Source organism: Neobacillus cucumis, from assembly GCF_016908975.1.
Taxonomy (GTDB): Bacteria; Bacillota; Bacilli; order Bacillales; family Cytobacillaceae; genus Neobacillus; species Neobacillus cucumis.
Map to the genome: position 1 here is coordinate 173536 of NZ_JAFBEX010000006.1, position 26588 is coordinate 200123.

General features: G+C 42.5%; 16 protein-coding genes. 9 read left to right on the plus strand and 7 right to left on the minus strand.

All coding sequences use genetic code 11. The annotated features are described in order from the left end of the window. Window positions 1–181: 181 nt before the first annotated feature. On the minus strand, window positions 182–6241 hold the full coding sequence (locus tag JOC76_RS09755; RefSeq protein ID WP_205177414.1) for an Ig-like domain-containing protein: 6060 nt from the start codon (window positions 6239–6241) through the stop codon (window positions 182–184). Window positions 6242–6485: 244 nt separating this feature from the next. Between JOC76_RS09755 and JOC76_RS09760 the strand changes: the two genes are divergently transcribed. The 4 genes from JOC76_RS09760 (at window position 6486) to JOC76_RS09775 (ending at window position 10169) form a co-directional block, all read left to right on the plus strand. Then, the gene (locus JOC76_RS09760) at window positions 6486–7652 is read left to right on the plus strand and encodes a HupE/UreJ family protein (RefSeq protein WP_205177529.1); all 1167 of its coding nucleotides are present in this window, start codon (window positions 6486–6488) and stop codon (window positions 7650–7652) included. 311 nt (window positions 7653–7963) lie between these two features. Continuing rightward, window positions 7964–9208: a C40 family peptidase gene (locus JOC76_RS09765; protein ID WP_205177415.1), complete on the plus strand. Its 1245-nt coding sequence runs from the start codon at window positions 7964–7966 to the stop codon at window positions 9206–9208. A 368-nt stretch (window positions 9209–9576) separates the two neighbouring features. Then, window positions 9577–9714 carry a hypothetical protein gene (locus JOC76_RS09770; RefSeq protein WP_205177416.1) on the plus strand — a complete coding sequence of 46 codons (138 nt, stop codon included), beginning with the start codon at window positions 9577–9579 and terminating at the stop codon, window positions 9712–9714. Between the two features lie 128 nt (window positions 9715–9842). Continuing rightward, window positions 9843–10169, plus strand: a complete 327-nt coding sequence (locus tag JOC76_RS09775; protein ID WP_205177417.1) for a hypothetical protein — start codon at window positions 9843–9845, stop codon at window positions 10167–10169. A gap of 61 nt (window positions 10170–10230) precedes the next feature. On the opposite strand, the gene ftsZ is transcribed toward JOC76_RS09775, so the two are convergent. Continuing rightward, window positions 10231–11355, minus strand: a complete 1125-nt coding sequence (gene ftsZ, locus JOC76_RS09780; protein ID WP_372441925.1) for a cell division protein FtsZ — start codon at window positions 11353–11355, stop codon at window positions 10231–10233. Window positions 11356–11722: 367 nt separating this feature from the next. Between ftsZ and JOC76_RS09785 the strand changes: the two genes are divergently transcribed. After that, the gene (locus JOC76_RS09785) at window positions 11723–12514 is read left to right on the plus strand and encodes a hypothetical protein (protein WP_205177419.1); all 792 of its coding nucleotides are present in this window, start codon (window positions 11723–11725) and stop codon (window positions 12512–12514) included. A 366-nt stretch (window positions 12515–12880) separates the two neighbouring features. After that, window positions 12881–13177 (plus strand): hypothetical protein, encoded by a 297-nt coding sequence (locus JOC76_RS09790; protein ID WP_205177420.1) that lies wholly within the window; start codon window positions 12881–12883, stop codon window positions 13175–13177. Window positions 13178–13220: 43 nt separating this feature from the next. Here JOC76_RS09790 and JOC76_RS09795 read toward each other — a convergent pair whose 3' ends face one another. Further along, entirely contained in the window at window positions 13221–13976 is a 756-nt protein-coding gene (locus tag JOC76_RS09795; RefSeq protein WP_205177421.1) for a 3D domain-containing protein, read from the minus strand. 633 nt (window positions 13977–14609) lie between these two features. Next, window positions 14610–14798, minus strand: a complete 189-nt coding sequence (locus JOC76_RS09800; RefSeq protein WP_205177422.1) for a DUF2187 family protein — start codon at window positions 14796–14798, stop codon at window positions 14610–14612. Window positions 14799–15073: 275 nt separating this feature from the next. Here JOC76_RS09800 and JOC76_RS30450 point away from each other — a divergent pair, with 275 nt between their 5' ends. Next, a complete protein-coding gene (locus JOC76_RS30450; RefSeq protein WP_275591348.1) occupies window positions 15074–15196 on the plus strand; it encodes a hypothetical protein in 123 nt (40 codons plus the stop codon). 408 nt (window positions 15197–15604) lie between these two features. Next, window positions 15605–17236, plus strand: a complete 1632-nt coding sequence (locus tag JOC76_RS09805) for an SWIM zinc finger family protein (RefSeq protein ID WP_239557653.1) — start codon at window positions 15605–15607, stop codon at window positions 17234–17236. 719 nt (window positions 17237–17955) lie between these two features. Here the strand turns inward: JOC76_RS09805 and JOC76_RS09810 are convergent. The 3 genes from JOC76_RS09810 to JOC76_RS09820 all read right to left on the minus strand — a co-directional run bounded on the left by JOC76_RS09810 (window position 17956) and on the right by JOC76_RS09820 (window position 22461). Then, window positions 17956–19221 carry an MFS transporter gene (locus JOC76_RS09810; RefSeq protein ID WP_205177531.1) on the minus strand — a complete coding sequence of 422 codons (1266 nt, stop codon included), beginning with the start codon at window positions 19219–19221 and terminating at the stop codon, window positions 17956–17958. Between the two features lie 325 nt (window positions 19222–19546). Further along, window positions 19547–20953: a glycoside hydrolase family 1 protein gene (locus tag JOC76_RS09815; protein WP_205177423.1), complete on the minus strand. Its 1407-nt coding sequence runs from the start codon at window positions 20951–20953 to the stop codon at window positions 19547–19549. 14 nt (window positions 20954–20967) lie between these two features. Then, on the minus strand, window positions 20968–22461 hold the full coding sequence (locus JOC76_RS09820; RefSeq protein WP_205177424.1) for a glycoside hydrolase family 1 protein: 1494 nt from the start codon (window positions 22459–22461) through the stop codon (window positions 20968–20970). Window positions 22462–22859: 398 nt separating this feature from the next. Between JOC76_RS09820 and JOC76_RS09825 the strand changes: the two genes are divergently transcribed. After that, window positions 22860–25805 carry a DEAD/DEAH box helicase gene (locus JOC76_RS09825; RefSeq protein ID WP_205177425.1) on the plus strand — a complete coding sequence of 982 codons (2946 nt, stop codon included), beginning with the start codon at window positions 22860–22862 and terminating at the stop codon, window positions 25803–25805. Window positions 25806–26588 lie beyond the last annotated feature (783 nt).

Here is a 26588-nt window from a genome sequence, read left to right on the forward strand (position 1 = left end):
TGTGGACGCTACGGGCATTATAATTTGTTTCTGTGACCGTTTTGGTGAATAAGTGGACGCTGCGGTCAATATAAATTATTTTTGTGACCATATAAAAAAAAAGATCATATAACAGGCAGATTAAGCAAATATAAAAAAGCGGAAAGAGTATCTTCCCACTCTTTCCGCTTTCAATAACTTATTAATTTTTCCCTTTTCCCGCTTCAACGTCAAAGGTCAATTCCGAACGTGCCTCATAGTAATTCGACATCAATCCGGTATTATGTTTGTCCTTTGCTTCCACGACCATCGTGTAAGTGCCAGGAGTTTTCGCAGTCCAAGTTAGCGTGTTGCTTGCCCCGAAGTTCTGCTTGTAAATTGTATCTCCCTTTTTATCGATAATATAGAAACGATATTCAGGTGTTCTGCTTCCTTCAGAGCTTGCGTTAAACACAATAGCTTCTCTAAATACCTGTGTACCAGGCTTAGCTGTTGTGACACTTACCTTGCTCACTTTTTCGTCTGTTACTTTTACCTCAGCTGGTGCACTAGTATTACCTGCCGCATCGACAGCGGTAATGGAAATCATAGAACCGGCTGTTTGCGGCGGAGCTATATCAATGGTGTAAGTACCATCGAATCCGGCTGTGGTCGTGCCAATTTTTGTACCATTCACCTTAGCAACAACAGTGGCATTTGCCTCCGCCGTTCCAGTAATGACTTCATCGTTATCGTTTACTGGGTTGATGCTTGGTGCGTCAGGTGCGGTTACATCGATTACGGTTACTTCAACCGCAGGACTATTATTTCCAGCGGAATCTATTGCCGTAACAGAAATTTTGGTTCCTGCAATTTGCTTCGGAATAGAGATTGTAAATATACCATCTTCTCCTGCAGTTGCGCTTCCCTTTTCTTCGCCATCGACCATCGCTTTTACAGTCGCTTTTGCTTCCGCTGTACCCGTAATGGTTTCATCCGCATCGGTTACCGGTTTAACCATTGGTGCGTCAGGTGCTAAAGTATCGATTCCCACCAATTCCTTCGTATCTCTGACACGAATTCGGGTCCCTTCTGCAAACGCTCCAGAAAGGCCGACTGCTTCTAATGTCTCGCCGACTTTTAGAACTGGTACTGGACCGCTCTGGTTGACAATGTATCCATCGGTAAAGACTAATACATCACCCGAACCATCATTAATGACATAGGAATTATCGTCATACTTAGAAACGACTTTACCTTTTACCTTCACTAGCAGCCCTTGGTTGGCAGCAGATGTTGCTTCACCTGTAGCTACGGTTTTCGGCTGAATTGGATCGCCTGTACCGGTTTTTATCACATCGTTTGTAAAACTAGTAAACTCTAGCTCTTTGTTATTTTCAAATGTCTTGACGTGACCATAGACACGTACTTTGTCGCCTGGTTTCAGTGATCCTGATGGAACTTCTTGGAATGCCATCATACCGCCGGTTTCATCCTGAAGGTAGAAGGCATCGAAGAATACGTCTGCTCCTGTCGTCACTGTACCTTCTACAACAACATCTGTGTTGTCATCTAGTTTACGGACATCGGCAATTTTAGACACTTTTGTTTCACGATGCGCTAACCAGTTGATGGCATTTAACGTGAATTCATCGTTTCCTTTTGGCTCATATGATTCATCCATTTGTTTGTCATTGAAGATGTTCATACCGGAAACAATGATGCGTCCGTTTGTGCCAATTTCTTCGGAGGCAATTAACGGAATCGTCGAACCGCCAGTATCATCGGAAACTGCATCATAGGTGTATCCGCCTTTAATATTGCCTTGATAAGTTGTGTCATTTCCTTTGGCAAGGATGGTTACCTTATCAGATGCTGCGAGCGGCTGGTTGTTAGCTCCAGATAAGCTTGTTCCGCTGTAATAGTCAATAAACGATACGCGGTCGGTAATGAAGTTAGATACTAAGCCTGGATGCACGCGAACGGCATAAGGGCTGACCGTTGGATCGCTCCAGAAGTTACCGCTCTTGCTTAAGTCAAAGACGCCATCATTCCCCATCCGAATCGCCGAGCCCATGTCAGTGAGAAGGGCGTTGTTCATGGTAGGATCGGTGCTGTTATTGCTCTTGCCTGCCATTAATAAGGAACCGCCATTTTGCACGAACTTCGCCACAGCAGCATCTTCCGCTGCGGTTAGTGCTGTTCTGGTGTGTGTGAGCACGAGTACCTTCACATTACTTAATACTTCATCTGTAAGTGCTGATTTATTTTCAGCGACTGTATAGCCTTCTTTTTGCAGCATCTGTGTGAAGGATTTTAAGTTATCCTTGTACGTTCCGCTGTCGGCTGACGTATTTTCATTGCCATGCGCGGCATCAATTAAAACTTTCACGCCGAGCGGCTCTTTAATTTTGACTGGTAAAACAAACTGCGTATCGCCTAGATCGAGACCGTCCAAGGAACTTACAACCGCAATAATCTTACGGTCACCGGTTAATGGAGCAGCCCATGTTGCTGATGCGGTCGCAGAGCTCTTCGGAAGAATCGAAGAAATGCTATTAGTGCCGATTAGATTTTCTTGTTTGACTTCATCATAATAGAAATCAACTTTTAAATTTTTCACTACTTGTGTTCCGTTGTTGGCCACCGTTGCTTTTAATGCAGCCGGGTTGCCGCCAATGATGACGCCGCCGTCTACATCAATGCTGTTGACTTTGACATCGACTGGTTCTTCTTTTGACCAGATTGGCGAAGAATAGATTCGCTCGCCGTCCATTTGCGTTACTTTTACCACAAACCATTGCTGGCCGCCGGTAACGGTATAGGTTGGATTCCAAGTGAAGTCTTTCGTCATTGGCTCATAAGAATCGACTACCCTACCGCCATTTGTAATTAATTCTACTTTTTGAATTCTATCATCTGATTTATAGCTTGTTGGAAGATAGCTATAATCTGTATCGTTATGCGCTTCTGCTACATAATCGCTACCTTTAATATCAAACTTCAGTGTTTTGCTGTCGACCGTTGAACCCATGTAATAGCCATTCGCTAAGACGTCTAGGGTGAAGTTCGGATCTTCTTCCATATAGACGCGCATATTGCGCATGGAGTGAAGTAGTGATGCCTGCGAAAGGTCGCTTGCTACGATGACCGTACGGGCATTGACTTGGCCCCACGTACCTTCATGGTTGTCCTCACCGTAAGTTGGTGCGACATGCCAGCCTAAATCTAGAGCAGAGTAGAATTTCCCTTCCGCGTTAGCGTAGCCGTAGTGTCCGGAACCATTTCCTACTTCTAACATGGTAAATAGCTTATCTACATTGGCATCATAAGGCTTAAAGTTGTTAAACGCATTGGCTGACATATCCGGGTGGTTGAATTGACCCACGATATCGTCATATGTCATGACCCATGCATAGTACTGGCTTAAGTCTTGGTATTGCTTGCCGTTGATGTTTCGGTCGATAAAGTTATCGGTACCGAAGATGTTGGAGTGACCCCATGTAGTTGACGTCATCTCAAATGCTGGGAAGACAACATAGTCACCATCTTTTGTGTATTGCTTTGCAAGATCTTTTGTTAGCTGCCAATCAGAGCCGCCTGAACGCTCCGGCACCGACTTACCGTCTGCTGTTTTACGCTCTACGGTGTCCGTTCCCAATTTTTCTGGGTCAATATCATGTGAATGATCGGAAAAAGCAAACCAGTCATAATGATGGAATTTCCCTGCTTTTAACGCATCTTCAGGCGTACCTGCCGCGTCATGAGAAATGTTGGTGTGGTTATGCGTCGTCCCGCGGTAGTGATTTCCGCCAGTAAAACGAGGCACCACATCAAAGGTCCATGTTTTTTCTGATAGGTTGCCTTTTGTGTCCTTTGCCGCGACCTTAACGGTATGTTTGCCTAGCGCGAGGTCGTCCTGCGGCGTATATTTTACCTGTGTTTTGCTGATGGTTGCCGCTGGCGCTGTAAGTTCTTTTCCATCCAACCACAATTGCACTGTTGTTTGGTCAACGCCGCTTGCATCGTCAATCATAGCGGAAATCTCAGGTTTTGGACTTTCTACTTGGGTCGTATCCTGCGGTGTAAACCCTGAAATTTCTGGTCCTGTTATGTCATCGATTAAGCTGACTTTGTACGGAGCAGTGCTTGACCCTGCCGATTGGACTTGGGCACCTGCTTTTGCTTCCATATAATATTCGAATCCGCTTTGCGGCACGTTAGCTGCTGGTAATGTAGCGGTATAACGTCCATCGCCGCCGTTTACCATAGCTAGTGCAGTGTAGTCGTTGGTTCCTGTTGCTCGGTAGTAAACCGTTACAGACTCCGCACCGTCAGCATTCGCTTCGAATTCAACATTTGTGTCCTTGTAGACTTGCGTTAACGCCGTATGGGTGATCCCTAACATGGACGCAATGTCTTTTACATCACGAGGGTACACTTGGTAACCGTTCGTTGCTGATGCGTTAGTTGTATATTGTCCTAGGACACCTGTTACGGTATAGCTTTTTCCGGCAACAAGGTCTGTGTCAGGTTTGATTCCCGTTGCGGCCATAACCCTTAGGGTAGTGGCCTTACTGTTGTCATCGACAAAAGTAACATTGTAGTTTGCACCTGATGCGGCCACGGCGGAAACTTTTCCTGTTACGGTAACAAGGCTGCCTTCGAGCGGTTCAGCCGTCGTGAATGTGTTTAAGTCATTGATTGTAACGGTTTTGGCTGTTGGAATTGGATTTCCTTCACTTATTTTATCTATCGAAGTTGGTTCAAATTCCGTTAAGCCATTGTAATAGAGGACCTTACCCGTTATGCGGACCTTGTCCCCTTTTTGAATCTGGTAGCCTAAATCAAGAGAAGTACTAAAGATATTGATGCCGGCTGTATCGTCTTGGATGTAAAGATTTTGCGCTTGTGTTCCAAGGATTTGGTTATTAACTGTAGCCACACCTTCAATGGTAAAGTACTTATTCACATTGACTGGCTGCCCTTTTGTATCGGATGCACGAACGTCTGCAATTTTTGTTATAGCGGTTGTATCGGCTTTCGATACAGATACCGGATTACTTTGCAGCATGATTCCTTTTGCAGTGCTGGTGGTTTGTGTTACGTAAACAGTGTTAGGCGCATTGTTAATGGTAATTGTGAAGTCACCTGATGTGCCCGCCGTAATCGCTTGTGTGTTTAATTTTTCTGTTGCTGCTTCATTTGCGTACACATTGATGTCTGCATTGGCAGCAGCTGTACCTGTGCCGCCAATTAGTGTACCGACTCCGTTTGTTACGGAATAGCTTAGTTTGGCTTGAGTTAAGGATGTGCTTGCGGCGGCTGCATCGATTTGGATGGCCGCACTTTCATCTAATCCGGATTGTGTCGCCGCTATAAAGACGGATGCTAGTGCTTTGTCTGTTGTGAAGCTAATCTCAAAAGCACCGTTTGAATCAGCCGTTGCGTTTCCAAGTGCCGTTCCTTTGGCTGAAGTTTCATACACTTTTACGGTCGAACCAGCTTCTGCTGCTTCTGCTTTTCCGGTCACTTTTACAGTCGTACCGTCTTTTAGGAATTGAATGTTATTTCCTTTTGGCTGCAGACTGGTGACTGCTGCCATAGGTGCTTCTGTGGGACTTGCCGTGTTTCGTGGAGCTGCAACTGCTCCTACGTAGAAGTCAGCGGCGTTATCATCTGAATCCCAGGCATTTCCTTTGCCAGGGGCTGGGTCTACATTTGCGTAAGGTCTGCGTTGTGCACTCTTTGTTGCAGATATGGTAGCTGTCGGTCCAGTTGATCCTTCATAAGCATTTGTTCCAGATCCATATCCAACAAAATCAATAGCACCTGTTGGTGTTGGATCAGTCAATGCAGTAGTAGAATTTATTAAAACCACTTTCCCCGCACCTGCTGCCATCGGAATAGTCCCAGTTTTGTCAGCGCTAGGTAACGGTTTGTCAGTTACTGTGGTACCAGCTGCCTCTTGAATTAAGTAATATCCATGAGATTTAATGGTTCCTTCTAGAGCAGTAATACTCCATGCTTTACCTGTTGAACTTGCATATTGAACTGACCATCCCTCCAGAGAAACATCAGTATCGGTTGGATTGTATAGTTCAATAAAGTCATTCGAATAAATGGCCCCACTGTTACCTCCACCCCCATAAACCTGAGAGATAACGACATGATCAGCCTGTTCCGCCTGCGCTTTACCTATCAAACTGCTCGGCAAGAACGTACTAATCAATAGAAGCGCTGCCATGAACGAACTCGTCCACTTCTTATTCTTCCCCTTCATTCATTCTCCGCCCTTTTTTATATATTTTTTTAGAAAAATATCTCTATCTATCGCCCCACTTTCAGATATTTCTAAATTACACTTCTATTCTATAAAATATTTTTTTGAAATTATATACAATTTACAATCTTTACACAGAATTAATGTTAGAAAGTATAACCAAAGATATACAAGTACCTATAAATGTGATTATATGAAAGAAAAACTTATTTCGTTATAGTTTTTAGGGGGCTATTTGGTTTTGATGACTAGACATATTCCATTCATTTCTACTCTATTATCTCTTTTACTAGCTGCAGTTATTTTCTCACCTAAGCCAACGGAAGCCCATTCCTATAGCGCTGGCTATACCAAAATCACAATGGACAGTAAAAAAACGCAGCTAGTTTTTACCCTTGATACGTTATCCATTATTGAATTAATACCCGGAATTGACGCAAACAAAAACTTTGTCCTTGAAAAATCAGAAATCAAAAAGAATCAGCATCATTTGAATGAGTTAATCGAAGAGGGTCTTACCCTTGATAAAGGAAATAAGGAACAAACGCCAAAGATTACAGCCATGAAGCTTGTGAAAAAGGAAAACAAAGAATATTTGTCCACTTATATGACCTTCCCGGCTTTCTCACCAGGGGAAACCATTGAATTTAATGATGGTTTTTATTATAACGACACGGGTACCAACTATGTCGACCTGATCACGGCTTCAATCTACGGGGAATCGAGTGAGGGCGTGTTACAAGGTAAAGATCGTACTTGGACGGTTTTAGTCACGGAGGTTCAGCAAGAGCAAGGGCAAACGACACAGCCTGATACAACGCATGTCCAGCCTAAGGCGACGGCAAAGCCTGCTGAAAAAACGACTTCGACATCGTGGTTTTCTTTTTTTAAATTAGGCATGCTTCATATCTTAACGGGCTATGATCATCTGCTATTCCTTTTGGCCCTGCTGCTGCGAAAGCAATCCTTTAAACAGTATGCGGCGATTGTCACGTCATTCACGATTGCCCATAGTATTTCGCTCAGTCTGGCCGTTTTAGGCTGGGTCACACTGCCATCGCGGTTTGTCGAGGCAGCGATTGCCTTTAGTATTTGTTATGTTGCGCTTGAGAATATTTTTCGAAAAGAAATCCGCTTTCGCTGGAGTATCACCTTCCTGTTTGGCTTGATTCACGGCCTCGGCTTTGCGACCCTTTTAAAAGAAATGCCTATTCCAAATAGCCATTTGGCTGTAGCGCTTGTGAATTTCAACCTCGGCATTGAAGCGGTCCAGCTCTCAATTGTGCTCGTCCTGCTACCGTTGTTAGCGTACCTGTATATGTTACGAAATTCTAGTAAAATCGTTATCTATGGTTCGTACGCAATTGTAGCTTTAGGCGCGACTTGGCTGTTCCAACGAATTTTTCTATGAGACTAGCCTTTATATAAAGGTATTTGTGATCGTTTTGGTAGAAAAGGAGCTGAAACGGGTAATATAATTGGTTATTTTGACCATCTCCGAAAAAATAAAGCTGCTTCGGTCACAATAAATTTTTTATGATGACCACCTAAAAGTAATGAAAGACGCAAAGGGCAAAATTAGTAGAATTTTGCCCTTTTTTCTATGCAAATTCACCAAATAGTCTAAAATTCCTACGTATTTTGTAACTTTTCGACCTCGAGAAATTAGCAAACTATGGTAAAATTAATAAAAATATGAAAATATGAGGTGATTTTTACTAGATGAAGAAAACAATCATTCGCTCTCTTTCGACAACGGCTCTTTTTTCGACGGTATTTGCAGGGTCAGCGATGGCGGCATCATACAAGGTCCAAAAAGGTGATACTCTAACCAAAATTGCATCTAATAATCATACCAGTGTGGAAAATATCAAAAAATTAAATAGGTTAACTTCTGATCGGATTTATGTCAATCAAACGCTTCAGATTAACTCTAAAGCACCGATAGCCTCCGTTCAGGCCGTTCAACAAACAACATATAAGGTGGTCAGCGGCGATGCTTTAATTAAGATTGCCAACCGTTTCAATCTCACTGTCGGCGAACTGCAGCAGTGGAATAACCTAACAGGCACGTTGATTTATCCCGGCCAGACACTGAAAGTATCTGCACCTGGAAAAACAGTCACAGTTTCCGCGCCCACTATGGCTAAGGTGACTGCAATCTCAACAACACCAACGACCACGACAACCGCAACAACTTCTGCTGCGACAACGGCATATACGGTCAAAAGCGGGGATTATTTAGGTAGAATTGCCGCTGCGTATGGGATGACCGTACAGCAATTAAAAACGCTCAATAATTTAAAATCCGATTTGATTTATGTCGGTCAAACGCTAAAGGTGTATGCAAAACAAGGAAGTACTACTCCAGCTCCGACACCAACACTGGCCCCTACTACGGGTACCACTGTGTATACAGTTAAAAGCGGCGACACGCTTAGTAAAATTGCTTTAACATACGATATAACTATTTCGCAGCTAAAGACACTCAATAGCCTGAAGTCTGATCTAATTTTTGTCGGACAAAAGCTGAAAGTGACAGGAACGGCTTCTTTGGCACCAACGCCAACTACACCAACATCGTCACCAGGCTCGGTTTCGAATGTTGGTGAGCAAATCGCTTCTATCGCTAAAAGTTTACAAGGAATTAAGTATGTTTGGGGTGGAAGTTCCCTTTCTGGCTTCGATTGCAGCGGGTTTATCTATTATGTCGCTAGCAAAGCAGGTTTATCAGTGCCTCGTACCTCGGCAGCAGGCTATTATGACCGCAGTTATTATGTGAACACACCAAAGGCTGGCGATCTTGTATTTTTTGAAAATACATATAAGCAAGGAATCTCTCATATGGGCATCTATCTTAACGAGAATCAATTCATTCACGCGGATGAAGCCCATGGCATTATGATTTCTAATTTACATAGTCCATACTATACCGCTCATTTTGCGGCCTTTAAGCGTTTCTATTAGAAAAGCGCAAGGCGCCGCTTATCGGCGACAAGCACAAGACAAGCCGGCCGAAAGGTTGCTCTTTAACCTTTTGGACGTATTGATTTAAATGTGGAGGCGACTGTTCTGGGACGAAGGCATAAGACGCACCCTGTAAGAAGGCGTTTTTTGCCTTCGTCAGGGGGTGGCTAATGACTTGTGTCCCAAGGAGCCGCAACTGGATAAGCTTGTGACCTCGAGCCGATGGCGCCTGGAGCTAGACAATTCTCGAAGTACAAATTTATACTCTTAATCTTAAAAAAATCTCTCATTTTGAGAGATTTTTTTGTATAAAAGAATGCTAGATTGGGAATAGTAGTAGTAAAGACGTTTCAGGGGAGATGGGAGAAATGAAAGGTCAATCGCTGCTATTATCAGAGTTTGTGAAAGAAGATGGATTTGATTTAAGCCATTATATTAATCATTTATTCGAAAATTTTTCCAATCTATCAAAAAATGAAGAGTTAAATACCGAGTCAACCCCATGATGGGTTGGCTTTTTCTTTTGTTGGGTTTATGGATAGGTTTGACAGTTGACATCAAAATGTAAATATTCTGTCACTATAATACAGTTGTTGTTCGGCATTTGAAGGTATAAACTTTACTTACTTAAGGAGTGATTAAGCTGAAAACAGTACTCGTAAATGAGCTAACATTTAAGAACACATTATCGATGATTGAGCAATATTCCATCAAAGATTTCCTATTTAAATGGGTTGGTGAACCACCAGAAGGAATAGATGATTATCTCCCACTTGAGTACACAGAAACTGTCTTTGCGAAGATGGAGGCAAAACAGGAAACAGATTTGCGCCTTTTTGGGGATGAATTATTTAGATATGCGACCATAACAGAAGATAATCAAATTGTTATTGGTGTGTTAGATTCGAATGAAGAGTTAACCCATAGAATTATTTCTCTCGATGAGGTTTTAGCTAGGTAAGCACTTGTAAGGTGCTTACCTTTTTTTGTCGAGTTTCTTTTATCATCTTATACTATTAAATTTATTCAAATCGTTTTCTTCGATTGCGCATGAACGTAGGAACATCCAGCGAATTTACTGAGCTTTCTGCGTGTCGGTCATATTCTGGAACAGGTTCGCCCTGGCGTAATCTAGTTCGTTCCCTTCGAGGTCGATGAGTCATTTCTTCCTCTGATGGCAGGGGCAGATTTTCTTGGACTGTAGTCTCTTGCTCGGTAAATCCAGTGGCAATGATCGTGACAATCATTTCGTTCTTTAAGCTTTCATTAATAACCGAACCAAAAATCATATTTAATTCCTCGTGACAAGCAGAAGCCACTATTTCAGCTGCCTCCTGGACTTCAAAAAGACTTAAGTCGTTACCGCCCGTGATGTTCATAATGACACCCTGCGCCCCATTGATGGAAGTTTCGAGTAATGGGCTATTTAAAGCTTTCTCGGCAGCCTCAGCAGCACGATTGCTGCCAGTGGCCATCCCAATTCCCATTAGGGCCGTTCCTTTATGGGACATGACCGTTCTCACATCAGCAAAGTCAAGGTTGATTAACCCTGGCACAGCTATTAAATCAGAAATCCCTTGCACACCTTGGCGAAGGACGGCATCCGCTTCACGGAAAGCCTCAATCATCGGTGTACTTTGCTCGACAATCTCAAGCAGGCGGTCGTTCGGAATGATAATCAAGGTATCGACTGCTTCCCTCATGGCGTTAATTCCGATTTCCGCGTTTATTGCCCGTTTCTTGCCTTCAAATTTGAACGGACGCGTGACGACCCCAATGGTCAAAGCACCCTGCTTTTTAGCCATTCTAGCAATGGCAGGCGCTGCCCCTGTGCCTGTCCCTCCACCCATTCCAGCCGTTACGAAAACCATGTCGGCCCCTTTTAACACTTCATCAATCTTATTTTGGCTTTCTTCTATTGCTAGTTTTCCGATTTCGGGATTGGCACCTGCTCCTAACCCCCGTGTCAAGGATGAGCCAATTTGCATCTTCGTCTCTGCTTTTGATTGATGAATGGCTTGTGCATCTGTATTCACCGCTATAAATTCTACGCCTTCTACTCCGTCTTCGATCATCCTGTTTACAGCATTGTTGCCTCCGCCGCCTACACCTATCACTTTTATCGTGGCCAATTGGTCCATTTGCATCATTATTCCTCCTCGTTAATTTGATTCTGTACAAATCAAGGTTGTCCGAAGAACTTTATTTTTCGAAATTTTCAATCTTCTGAGTCTAGTAGAGTACTATTTCTTGACTAGCTTTTAGTCTAAGTAACATTCATAAGGTTGTCCAGTTAAGACTTACCTACTTCTTAAAAATAGTTAAAATAGCACAGATTTTATTAATAGAGTCATGACAAATCCAGCTCTATTCCCTCATACCTTAACAGTCCTTTTACAAATAGATTACTATCCGTTCGTTCGACAACTTTTAAAAGAATCACTTGGTATAATAGCTATATCTATAAGTGCGAGGATTTAGAGCTCTAAAAGAATCTAGCGGAGGTGTAATGCTTTGGAGGAAATTTATTCACCAAGTTATGTACAAGACTTGCTTGGAATAGATGGCAACACGTTGCGGAAGTATGCCACTCTCTTGGAAGGACATGGGTATCCTATTCACCGTAATCCGAAAGGACACAGAGGCTATTTTGATAAAGATGTTAGCACTCTCCGCCAATTAATAAAATACTATAAGCAAGACGGTGTGCCTTTGGAACAAGCAGCTATATCTGTGATCACAGATGTTTCTGAAAAAACTTGCACGGAACCCCTTGCAGAAGTAGTACCGTTACAGACTAGCACGGAAACCGTTTCGGTAGCAACGTCGTTACTAACTACTAATGACCAGGATATGAAGCAGGAATGTAACCTTGAAACTAGCACGGAACCCCTTGCAGAAGTAGTACCGTTACAGTCTAGCACGGAGACCGTTACGGAAACAGCGTCGTTACTGACTACTAATGACCAGGATATGAAGCAGGAATGTAACCTTGAAACTAGCACGGGAACCGTTACAGAAGCAACACCGTTACTGACTACTGATGACCAGGATATGAAACAGGAATGTAACCATGACGAGCTATTGGAACGGATTGAACATTTAGAGCAAATTAACTTAGATTTAATCAAAATTCTGAAAGAAAAGGTAGTACGGGAAGCTGCTCAAGAAGAAAAGCTTAATCGAATTTTAAAATATGTAGAACGTACAGAACAATACTTGGTAGAACGAAGTAAACTAGAGGAAGAAACCAGAAGGCAAGTGGCAGCTGCCAGTCAAAAAAAATGGTGGCAATGGTGGAAATAAGAAAAGCGCAAGGCGCTTAGCTTTCGGCGACAAGCACAAGACGAGCCGGCCGAAAGGTTGTTCTTTAACCTTTTGGACGGATTGGCTTGTGACCTCGAGCCGATGGCGCCTGGAGCTGGACAATTCTCGAAGTCGAAATTTATACGCTTATCTTAAAAGAAAAAGTAAATAGTCCCTTCATTAGTAAAAGCATTGCTTCCATGAGCAATGCCTTTTTTTGTCGAGTTTTTTGGTATTATATTTGTCATTTTCAAAAAAAAATGTACAAACTTAGACACGACATTTATTTAAGAAATGTTACATTATTGTTATAAAATTTAAAACTTTGTGAAGACTGGGAAGAGAAATATACTAGGGGTGATACAAATGAAGAAAATGCAAAGGTTCGCAGATGTATGCTGGGAAGGATTTACATTACAACACGTTTCTAATAAAGAAGTGGTCATTCCTTATGTAGTATTTTTTATCCTAACATTCATTTTTGAGCTATTCTTAGCGCTGTTGTTCATCTCCTCGGTTTTTATTTTCGGCAGCTTCGGATATCAACCTAATTTTCTATATTACTTAAGCGGTGTCATTTTAATGCTAATGTTACTTATGACCGTTCCATTGTTAATGACAACCATCAAAGGGAATAAAACCATCATCCTGGCAAAAAAATAGAGGCCCCCCTCTTGTTTTGGGTTTGCCTCACTTGTCTACTCTATTAGTTTAATACTCTTACTTTTACATTTTTGCGGCCCCATTGAAGAGCTTGTTTTGTAGTAGGAAACAGCACATCAATTTTGTTCCCTTTGATTGCGCCGCCCGTATCGCCTGCAATCGCCTCTCCATAGCCTTCTACCCAGACTTTTTTACCGAGCGGAATCACTTTCGGATCCACCGCAATCAGCTTCATGTTGGGATTTTTACGAATATTATAGCCTGCAGCCGTAATACCACTAGAAGATTCTAGCGGAGTATAAGCCGTCGCTTCGACAGTGAACTCTGCTGCTGCTTTTACAGCGGTTTTCACTACAAATTGCTTACTGACATAACCTGTCTTCCCATTATAACTGATTTGATACCAGCCATTGCCAAGATCCTTACTTACGCTAACAGCTTGTCCGTTGGTTAATGTGCCAATCTTGGCGTAGCCTGTGCCAGCGCCAGAACGTACGTTTAATGAAGACGCATTAACGTAATAAGTTCCTGCACTACTTGATGTGCCGGTTTCTTTTGTATATTGTGAACTAACATAACCTGTTTTTCCATTATAGCTAATCTTCAGCCAGCCAGTTTGGCGGGCTGTCACATTCAATGTTTGACCATTCGTTACTTTTCCAATGATAGATGAGCTTGTAGAAGGTGATTGACGTACATTCAATGAACTTGTATTCACAACGGTAGCTGCTTCAGCTGACACCGTAAAAAACCCGAACCCAATAAATGCAGCAGCTGCCATACTTACTATTTTCTTCATATGTATGTATCCCCTAACATTTCTCTATTTTTTTCCATTATAGCAATGATTTAGTCGAAAAAACGAGAGAATCATAGAATTATAAATAACTTGTAATATAATTAATTACTTTGTAACATTTCTGAAATTATTGTCGATGGAAGCATGGGGACGGTTCTCCTGCTTCCAACTGGAAACATAAGAAAAGCCGCCAAAAAAAATCGGCGGCTTTCATCTTACACCCTATTCATCTAGGAAAATTACAAACTTGTCTCTTTTTCTGCCACTTTTTGTTTATGTTCAAGATACCCACTAATTTTAACGGATTTATGTTTAGTAATAGTACGCAAATTAAGGTCAATCAGTGACCCTGCAATCAACCCTAAAAAAACAACTGTAATCGAAAAAACATCCGATTTTAACGCAAAAAACAGAGCAACAACACATAAGGCTATACTAAAGAAAAATTCACTTACAAAAAAATGTATTTTTTCCAGTTTCGCACACCCCTTATATAGTTATACCAAATAAGTTCTTTCATAAATGTCTATTTCCTTTTTTCTGCTTCATTTTTTTTAAAATAAGGCTTATCTCCCAGTGAAGAAAAACCAGTTAACTAAAAACTGGATAGCCTATTAGGACTATCCAGTACATCTATGCCAAAACCTTATAATTTTTGTGTGCTACTACTGTTTTATTCTCCTTAAACTCCCATTCGGTATTATTTTCGGTTATCTTCGTGATCACCGAATTATCATAAACCTTCTCAACGATTCCGATGACTCCATTTTTAAAAAAGATATGATCGCCTATTTCTGCCTTCTTTTGGGTTTTGAATAACAAAGGAATCCCTCCAAATGATTTTGAATCCCATTCTATTAAAATTGATTATTTCACGCTATTGTTTTAGAAATTTTTTACAGAAACGTAATGTTTGTAATATAAGGACTATCCTCTCTTCGGAATTCTCGAATTTCCTCGTATTTTGTGATAAGAATGCAAATTATGTAATTTAATTAACATATATTTTTCAGAGTAATCTGTGTTATAATTATTTTTAACAACTTTGTTATTTAATAAAGTTGGAGCTTTACAGAATGAAAAAGGAGGGATTATGAATGGATAAATGCATTAGATGTGGTGAGGAATTAGCCATCATGGAGAGAAATCGAGCGGAATGCTGGGATTGCCGAGATAAAACCATCGAAGCTTATACAGAATCGGAAGATCACGGCGTTTAACCGCAGCAGTTTTTAAAAAGGACTTATGATTTGACTTCTAAAATAAAACCACATTCATTCAACTCATGCATCATGGTGTACAGCACTTCCTCGAGTATACTTTCGAACCGAATCGCTACGGTTCATTCTCATGCTTATGGATCACCAGTGAATTTACTGGCAATGGAGTAAGATCGAACAAACCACTAGTAGCGTATACAGCGGTAAGTTCCACTTACCTCTACTCTTCTTATAAACACTCTAAAAATGAAATTCAGCTTGTCCCATCCATTGAGGGTGGGATTTTTTTATTTTAACTTATGCCTTGCAGGCAAACATTGCTTGTGCGCAGTTAGACAAATTACCTAATCTTGAATTTTTGGGTATAATGAATGAATATGGACTTTTTAGAAAAAGGGGGTCGCGGCCTTGGAGTCGACACCTGCTAATGAACAAATGGAGTATTTTGAAGAACAGGTTCGTGAACTGCTCGTTCCAACGGATGCAGAAGACGCGAAACTGGTGCAAAAAGGATTAATGCTGTACCGCCAAGGGGTGGTGAAGCAATTACAGATATTTAACAATAAAATCACTTCTACGGTCCAAGACGTGACGCCTTGCTATGTGAAGCTTGATCTGGTATTTGCCTCGATGAGTTCGTGCTCTTGTCCTAACGAGGGCTTTTGCCGCCATCAGATCGCTACCTTTTTCGCGGCATTTTCCAAGTTTGGCAGTGTCGCTGACTGGGTAACAGCGTGGCGCGAGCCGGCCCGGGAACAGAAGGAAGTGGCGGACTGGGGCATGCAACAGGCAAAGGATTTGATTAAGGCGAATGGTGTCTTGAAGCCGGATTACAGCCGCTGGGTGCAGTCGTTTGAGGTCAGCTTCGATACCCTGCTCGCTTCGAAAAAATATACGAGCCCCTACGTCATCCCAGAATTGTATGGCATTTATGAGCGCAGAGTTCATGCGAGTGCGCCAGTCGAACAGGAATGGCGCCTGCTCTACGAACTGATTGCGATTGTGGTGTCGTTCCGGAAGCTAGCCGCGCTGAGCGAGCAGCTAAATCATGATGAGGACACCGTGAGGCGGGCCTACCAGCACGTGTTTCACAATTTATTAGATGATGCCGAGGATCTGGCTGTCAAAATTGGCGTCCAGTCGCTGCCGTTTGCGTTTGATGAGTTTATTGAGCGGTTGAAGGATGATGCGTTTGACCTGCTGCGATGCGCGAGCGGGTTGGAATTTGAGCGGATCTTTTTGTACCGGCTGTTGTGGGTGCAATTTTTCAAAAAGAAGGCATGGCGCGAAGAGGAAATTTTGAAAATCCGCGACGGGCTTAAAAACCTTCAGGACTGGGAGAATCCGATACCGCTAATGGTCGCTGGGGTTCATCTCCATCTCCTCGTTGGCGATGATGAGTCGGCGGTTAAGCTGCTCGGGCATGTTCCAGATGAAAAGATTGCCCCTTATATGGTGTTTTGGATTGATTATTTATCGGCATTGAAAGCTTGGCGCCGTGTTGGCGTTTTGATTGAGTTATTTTTCCAAAAAGTGAAATGGTATTTGGATGCGTTGGGCGGTTATCATAGCTGTGTGACGTTTGTGCGGAGTGCGTTGAAGTCGGTGGCCCCCTTTTGCACGGAAAATGATCGAGTTGATTTGTACGAGCGCGGCTTGCTCACGATGCTGCCTTATAGTTTTGGGGAGTATGAGTATTTGCTGTTTGAGCGTGGGCAGTATGACCGCTGGGGCGAGCTTCAGGCATTTGTCGGGTTGGATTTTTATGATTTGCCGAAGGATCGCTTGAAGATCATTGAGAAGGAGCGGCCCGAGGTGTTGCTTGGGATGTTGCATCAGACGGCGCAGCGCGAGATTGATCAGAAGAACCGGTCGAGTTATAAGATGGCGGTGCGGCATTTGAAAAAGCTGCGAACGTTATATAAGAAGTTGAAGAGGGTTGATGATTGGGAGTATTTCATGGAGACGCTGATGGACCGGACGAAACGACTGCGGGCGTTTCATGAGGAGTGCCGGCGGAGTAAGTTAGTGGATTTGTGATATTGTGGTCAGTGGGCCGCCCTTGTTTTTGGGCGGGCGCTGGCTTTTTTTCATTTCGCTGATAAAATGGAAAAATCGCCGATAGGTTACCATTTTACAGCTGGAACATACTTTTGATGCTCAAGCAAGGTATAATCATGAAAATTACTATTTTTTAGACAGCTACGAACCTCTTATCCGCTTTAAGAGGAAGTTTACGACCCAACTTTATCAGTGTATTCGAGTATTTTTTACTTTTCATAACTACCGAAGTCCGGCTTTTTCGATAGCTTCGGGCGTTATAGACCTTTCATAACTACCGAAGACCGACTCTTTCACTGGCTTCGGGCGTTATAAACTCTTCATAACTACCCAAGACTGACTCTTTCACTGGCTTCGGGCGTTATAAACTCTTCATAACTACCCAAGACCGACTCTTTCACTGGCTTCGGGCGTTATAAACTCTTCATAACTACCCAAGACCGACTCTTTCACTGGCTTCGGGCGTTATAAACTCTTCATAACTACCGAAGACCGACTCTTTCACTGGCTTCAGGCGTTATAAACTCTTCATAACTACCCAAGACCGACTCTTTCACTGGCTTCGGGCGTTATAGACCTTTCATAACGACCGAAGTCCGGCTTTATCAGTGGCTACAAGCGTTATAAAATTTGAATCCTTTTCCAGTTTATCCACCTCTTAGTTTTATTTTCTCATCACAAGAGGGTTTTCATTAAATCTATAAAGCAACCTTCTCAACTACCTTCTTTTCTTCCACCCTATGCTCCTTAATCAAAAGTCCCCCTACTAAACCACAAATCGAAAAGACTACGGGAATGATAAACCCATAATGATACCCCACTTGGCTGCCAGAAGCTTGAAAATGGTCTAAGATTTTTCCAAAAATAGCTGGTAAAAGGATTGCACTTAGAAACCCACCGGTATTCGCGAATCCGGAAACAACCCCCACTTCCTGAATCGGAAAGGCTTGGCGAACGGTAGCAAAAGTGAGAGGATTGGCCCCATTTCCAAAACCAATCATGAGAAAAAGCACAAATAGCATAAAAACGGGTGGCTTGCCGTCAAAGATCACAAATGCCGTCCATCCTGCACATATAAGTAGATGGAAGAAAACATAGGGCCGTCTGATTGATCCTAAACGATTCGATAACCAACTGCTAAACGGCGAACCAATCATGGCGCCGATTAGGCCGACCATAATAAACTGGCTTGCGCTTGACCTGGTCATGCCATATACATGCATTCCGTAAGGGACCGCCCACGAACCGATAAATCCTACATACGTGCCGACCACACCAAAGTGGCATAAGAACGCCGCCCATGCCCGGCGATCGTAAAAGATACGGCGCAGTAATGTCGTAGTTTTTTCACGCTTCTGCTCATTTTTCGTCGAGGTCATGACGAGCTTTTGTTTTGGTTTTTTTACAAGGATAAAATATAACAGGGCGCTGCCAAAGGATAAGATAATTCCCATGATAAAGAATGGGTCCCTCCACCCCAACAGCGTAATCAAGGCGGAAAACGGGACGGTTGCCAGTAAAAACCCAAAGCTCCCGCTCATGCCGGCAATACCGAGCAATCCAACAAATTCCTTCACTTTGAACCACTGGCTTAAGATTAACACCAGGTTGACCCAAATCGCCGCATCCCCTACCCCTGCCAATAACCTAGCGAATAAAAGGAAGAACTCGTTCCCTGCCATACTATATATGATCGTTCCAATCCCACTAAGCATGGTTCCGACAATGAGAAAAAGATTGGGTCCGAAACGGTCTGACAAAATGCCAATCGGAATTTGTAAGGCAGCGTAAGCAAAAAATTGGATACTCGTCAGTAAACCAATCATCGATGCACTCATATTGAATTCTTTCATTAATTGATCTGTAATTAAGCCGGGGGCTGTCCGCTGACTGACAATTAACAAATAGACGAACAGGACCGTGCCAAAGACAATCCATCTGTATTTGCTTTCTTGTTTTTCCACAATCATCTCTTCTCTCGTTTTAAATGTAGGCTTGATTGTTGACTTCACTGTGTTTGAAAAATAAACGGAAAAATTCCGTTTAAATTGGGAAATACCCATATTTCCTTAAAAATAGAGGAAGTTTTTCCGTTTATATGCTCCAATTCTTTCGATTTTGTCTTATTTAGAGAAGTTAAACGGAAAATTTCCGCTTATTTCTGGTTCTTAAGAGTCAACCATATACATTAGGCGGAAATTCTCCGCTTATGAATTTTCATCAACAATAAATAATAAAAAAGCATCCTCCCTCAACTAAATTGAGCGAAGGATGCCACCCTACTGCCTGTTATGCAAATAAATTTTTCCCACGAGACGCAATAACTTCTTTATAATGATCGAAACTCTTTTTCTTTTTCCGATCTAGTGTACCATTTCCATCGTTATCTTTGTCGACATAAATAAATCCATACCGTTTTTTCATTTCGCCGGTGCCCGCGCTGACAATATCAATTGGACCCCACCAGGTATAGCCCATCATTTCGACTCCATCTTCGATAGCTTCCAAAATTTCTTTCAGATGAAGGTCTAAATAACGGATTCTTTCATCATCGATGATTTCGCTATTATCATTTGGCCCTTCGTCCATCCCAATCCCGTTTTCCACAATGAAAAGAGGAATTTGATAACGGTCATAAAGTTCATTACATACATAACGAAGTCCCTTTGGATCAATCTGCCATCCCCACGGAGTGGATTCTAAATAAGGATTTGGCGTGCCAATAATCCCGCCGGTATTGCCTATAATTTTGGTACCCGCTTTATGTGTGGTGCTGCGATAGTAGCTGAATCCAAGGTAATCGACTGGATATTGGCGAATAATTTCTTCATCGCCTTGCTCCATTTGCACTTCTACATGGTGCTCTTTCCAAACCCGCTTGATATAACGAGGATATTCCCCACGAATTTGCACATCCGCAAAGAACAAAGAACGTCTTCTTAATTGATAGGTTTCAAAGACATCATCTGGATGGCATGTATTTGGATATGACACACTTAAGGAAAGCATCGCGCCCATTTGCGCATCCGGAATGATTTCTTTGCAAAGCTTAGTTGCTAATGCACTTGCGACAAACTGGTGGTGTGCCGCTTGATAAAGTGCCTGAACCGGATTTTCCTTTCGCTCTGGTCTAAACGCACCCGTCGCAAATGGAATCGTATGCAGGTTGTTGATTTCATTGAATGTCATCCAATATTTCACTTTATTTTTATAGCGTTTGAAAACAATCTCTGAAAATTTGGTGAAAAAACCAATCAGTTCACGGTTATCCCAGCCGCCATAGGTGTTCGCTAAATGGAGCGGTGTTTCATAATGTGAAAGAGTGACAACTGGTTCCATCCCGTGTTTCAGTAACTCATCAAATAAGTCATCATAAAACTGTAAGCCTTTTTCATTCGGCTGTTCTTCATCGCCATTTGGAAAAATCCGTGGCCAGGCGATGGAAGTCCGGAAACACTGCAAGCCCATTTCTGCCATCAGGGCGATGTCTTCTTTATAACGATGGTAAAAATCAATGGCTTCATGGCTTGGATAAAATTTTCCTTCGATTATATTGTCATCAACCGGACCGACAATTCCATTGGATACATCCGTTGTGCTTGGTCCTTTACCGTCAACATTCCAAGCTCCTTCTGCTTGATTCGCTGCGATGGCCCCGCCAAATAGGAATTCTTTCGGAAATTGTTTTAATTCCATGTTGTTCTCCACCCTTATTTCGTAGTTTCTAACACAGTATTTTCTAAATCAGCACCATTTGTTTCAATTACTTTTTTATACCAGTAGAATGATTTTTTTGGTGTCCGCTTAAAGGTTCCGTTTCCTAAATCATCGGAATCGACATAGATGAAGCCGTAACGCTTGGTCATTTGTGAAGTTGAGGCACTAACAATATCAATACAGCCCCATGGAGTGTAACCCATTAGCTCGACGCCTTCTTTAATCGCCAGGTTCATTTGTTCGAAATGCTTTTGGAAGTATTCGATGCGGTAATCATCAACGATTGATCCATCTTCTTCAACTACATCTCTTGCACCAATTCCATTTTCAACAACAAACAACGGAATCCGGTAGCGGTCATATAAATCAATTAAGGCAACTCTGAAGCCAACCGGGTCCACCTGCCAGCCCCACTCAGATGTTGGTAAGTAAGGATTTTTCACTCCAGTTGTCAGGTTTCCTCCAACTTTTTCACGTTGATCAGCATTGATTGAAGCCACCATCGACATATAATAGCTGAAAGATAAGAAGTCGACGGTGTATTTTTTAAGAAGTTCTAAATCGCCGTCTTCCATGGCAATGTTAAAATTGTTTTCTTCCCAATGATTGAGAACATGACGTGGGTATTCGCCAAACACCTGAACATCCGAACTAAATTGATTATCACGGTTTTCTTTCTGTGCTAATAAAATATCTTCTGGATTACAAGTTTCCGGATAAGTTAGCGTCTTGGTCAGCATACAGCCGATTTGTGCGCCAGGAATGATTTCTAGTAATAGTTTTTTTGCATGAGCGGCAGCGACAAACTGGTGATGGAAAGCCTGGTAGATTGCTTCTTCTGCTTCTTTTTTACTATTATATTTTTCTTCGACAATTCCAGCGGTTGTAAACGGATGTCTGAAGATACTATCGATTTCATTAAAGGTTAGCCAGTATTTTACTAGGTCCTTATATTCTTCAAACACGACTTTAGTATATTTTACAAACATATCGACTACTTCGCGGGATACCCAGCCATCATATTCGTTAACTAGATATAACGGCATTTCATAGTGGGATAACGTAACAAGCGGTTCGATGTTGTTTTTTCTCATTTCTTCAAACATGGAGCGGTAAAAGTCTAATCCTGCCTGATTTGGCGTTTCCTCATTTCCATTCGGGAAAATTCGTGTCCAGGCAATCGATACACGTAACGTTTTATACCCCATTTCGCCAAACAAAGCTAAATCCTCTTTATAGTGATGATAAAAATCGATGCCTCGGCGCTTTGGATAATAGATGGTATCATCTGATTTAAGTGCTTCTTCAATATCTTTTAATCCCACGTGCCATTGGGATTTATAATCTTCTACCGAAATATTTGGTTTATATTTAGCTACATCTGCAACGGAAATGCCTTTTCCATCTACATTCCATGCGCCCTCTGCCTGATTTGCCGCAATGGCGCCTCCCCATAAAAAACCTTCTGGAAAATAACTTTTTACCATGTCCGTTCTCTCCTTTGTTTTATGAAGTAAGTAATTTTATCCTGCATTTACTAGAATGAGTATTTAAAGTGTGAGAAACTCACACACTTTGTTTTAAAAGTTTCTGTTTCTGAGTAAATCATATATCAATTGCCTGGATTTTTTTATAATAATTGAAATCTTGGATGAACTTTTCATAGACACGATGACTTTAACGTTTTTTAGAAAAATTCGACCAAATTCATCACAGCTCCCAAAAACATGAGCAATCTTTCCTCCCACTCCTCTAACCGCACATTTTTGGGTATAATAAAGGAATATGAACTTTTTACCACATACACATAATTAATATATAGATTTTCAACCTTTTCACATTAGGAACATGATTAATGGTGACAGGCACCAAAGGGGTACGTTATATGCTTAAAACTAGGTTTATCAAATTGATGACGACTAAATTAGGGGATGGCCGGTTTCTGTTGACGGCCCAAAATGAGCGGGGTTCTTATATGGCTCCGTTCAAATGGAAAAACCTCGTTTTTAGCAGCCATGAAGAAAGCTTTTTTGGCACCCTTCTTGAGACAGAAACGGTGAATGATGTCGAAGGGATTATTATTAGCGGCTGGCAGCTCGTTTCTTTGTTTGCGAAGGAATCCTTCAATCGCTATATCGATTGGGACTGGAATGAGCAATCCGAGATCTGTTTAGCGTCGGCACTCACACTGTATGAAGGAATCTTAGAGAAAGATTGGCTGCCAGACTTTTCGGTTTGGGAGCATGGCCTGTTCCGCTGGAAGCTCCCAGAGCGGGTCAAGGATGAATTTGACTCGTCCTTTTGGGAACAAACCATCGTGGATGAGACGGAAGCCCCGGACTCGGACGGTGATACGGAGCTTAGCACGGCCAAAGATTATATTTCCGATTTATATAATGAGGCTCTCGATGCTTATTTAACCCGAAACGCCGCAATGAAAGAGCTATTTGGCCCTAAGCTGGACTTATTGAGAAAACAGAATATTTCAGGTGTGGAGCTGTCCCGTTATTTTGATGAAGAAAGCTGGCTTGAGTGGGTTGGTATTAAGGAAAGCGACACGCCCTTTACGATCGGATTGCGTCTTTCAGAACCGATTGATGGAGAAGGTCCCTGGACCCTGGATGTCTTTTTGCGCAGCAAGAAAGAAGTCGATGAGGTCTATGATGTGGAAGGAATTCGAAAAATTCCAGCAAAATGGCGTCCTTTTTTAGACAAAGTTGATCTGGAGCGGAGCCGCTGGGCTCGGTTAATTCCATGGCTTGAAGAGGATGGCTTTTTCAAGAGCCATCTTACGGAGGAAGAGGCGTGGATGTTTTTAACCGAGGCAAGTGAGACCTTAGTTGCGCTCGATGTGGAGATCCTCCTTCCTTCCTGGTGGCAGGCCATGAAGAATGCGAACTTAAAGGTGAAGGCATCCTTGAAGGGATCCTCGAGCCATCGTCCATCGTTTGTTGGCCTTCAGGCTATGCTTGATTTCAATTGGCGCTTTTCGATGAATGGTGTGGATTTGTCTGAAGAAGAGTTCGGGCAGCTCGTGGAGGAAAAACGAAAGCTTGTCTATATCCGTGGTCGCTGGGTGAAGCTGGATCCGCAGTTTATTCGACAAATTCAGGATTTGATGAAGCGTGCCGAAAAAGAAGGCTTGCATGTACGTGATTTGCTAGAGCAAGAACTCGTGGATTCAGAAGCAACGGAAGAGGAGCTGGAAAATCCTAAGGCGTTTGCGAAGATTCAAATTGAGTTGAACCGGCAATGGAAGCAGATGGTCAAGATGCTGTCAGAAGTGCACGAGATTCCACTTGAGACTGTGCCGGAGGGGTTAAACGGAGAACTCCGCCCATACCAGCAGCTTGGTATGAGCTGGCTTTGGTTTTTGCGCTCGTTCGGATTTGGCGCCGTCCTCGCCGACGACATGGGTCTCGGCAAAACCGTCCAACTCATCTCCTACCTATTAAAGGTTAAGAACGAGGATACAGTAGAAATGGTGCCTGTCACCGAAAATACTACCAAGCGAAGGAAAAAGGCGGATGACGCTTCGAGTGAGGCTCCTAAGGTGAAGGTGCCAACTAAGGCAGCGCTGATTATTTGCCCGACGTCTGTGCTGGGGAACTGGCAGAAGGAGCTGGAACGATTTGCTCCAGAGATGAAGGTGTACCTGCATTATGGCTCGAACCGGTTGAAAGAAGACGCCTTTACGAAACGGGTTCAAGACGCGGATGTGGTGCTGACTTCGTATGGAATAAGCCATCTTGATACAGAAGAGTTTGAATCGATTGTGTGGAGTTCGATTGCGATTGATGAGGCGCAAAACATCAAGAATTCGCAAACGAAGCAATCCAAGGCCGTCCGCAGACTGCGCGGCCGCCATCATATTGCTTTAACCGGAACCCCTATGGAGAACCGTCTCACCGAGCTGTGGTCGATCTTTGATTTCACCAATCACGGCTATCTTGGCAGCTTAGGGCAGTTCCAGAAGAAGTTTGTCATTCCGATTGAAAAGGATGAAAAGAAGGAAAAAGTGCAGCAGCTACAATCGTTAATCAAGCCGTTCTTACTGCGGCGAACGAAAAAAGACGAGGAGGTTGCGCTCAATCTTCCCGATAAGCTCGAGCAGAAAGAGTACTGTCCACTTACAACGGAACAGGCATCATTGTATGAGCAACTGATTCACGATACCTTTGCGGAGATTGAAAAGTTATCTGGCTTTGAGCGGAAAGGGTTAATTCTCCAAATGCTAAGCCGTTTAAAACAGCTATGCAACCACCCTGCTCTCTATTTAAAAGAACAGGCGAATGGGCGTGAGCTGCTAGAGCGCTCGAATAAACTGGATAAACTGATTGAACTCGTGGATGCTGTTTTGGATCAAGGTGAAAGCTGTCTGATTTTCACTCAATATATTGAAATGGGTGAAATGATCCGTACCTCAGTGAAGAAGAAGTTTGGTATTGATGTGCCATTCTTGAACGGTAGTATTTCCAAAACACAGCGGGACAATATGATTGAGCGGTTCCAGAATCAGGAGTTTCCTGTGTTCCTGTTGTCGTTGAAGGCTGGTGGTACAGGATTGAATTTAACTGCCGCTAATCATGTCATTCATTACGACCGTTGGTGGAATCCAGCTGTCGAAAATCAAGCAACAGACCGGGCCTATCGAATCGGTCAATCGAGGTTTGTACATGTTCATAAGTTGATTTGTACTGGGACGTTAGAGGAAAAGATCGATGCGATGCTGGAGAAGAAACAATTTCTGAACGACCAAATTATCACCAGCGAAAACTGGCTGACCGAGCTTTCCACCGATGAACTGAAGGATTTGGTTTATTTGGGTTAGCCTGATGTGGTGACAGGCACCATTTGTTACATGGTGAGATGAGAAACGGTGACAGGCACCAAAAGCGGGCTGATTTTTTGAATAACGGGTTCCGTTTACTGTCGCAAAACCTGAAAATGCAATTGAATTTGAAGTCCAATTTGTGCTACCTTTTGTATCTGTTTTAGCAATTAAAAATAAAATGGCTCAGTTACTGAGCCATTTTTGTTTGCCTGGATGCTACTCGATAAAAAGATGCTGACTCCCTCATTTGAGTCCGTGAGGGTCCGCTCTTTTTCGGTTGGGGGGCGGGTTAAGCACTGGTTTGATAAATAAGCGGAGAAATTTCTCTTAATTTAGAAATAGCACAGAAAATAGCTTAAATAGACGGAGAAATTCCGTCTATTGCCTCGAAAAATGTGAAAATGGGTAATTTTGCTTTGCTTAAACGGAAAATTTCCGCTTATATCCCCCGAACCGATCTCTATTCTGCAATCTAAACGGAAAATCTCCACTTATTTTAAATATCACTGTTTACTCATTTATAGATAAGATACATATATCCAATTATAACGTACTTTCAAAGTGTTTTATGTCATATAAATTGAGAGTAAAATTGTGGGGGTACAACAACCATTGTACACCCACAATTTGGGGTGTTTCCCTATACAAACTTTTATGTATTTTCCACCCAAATGGCTTTACACCAATAAAAAATGAGTGTCGATTTCATACACTCATTTTAACTTACATTTTTAATCTTTGTGATAGGAAACGGAACCCGTTATTTTTTGAATCAGCCCT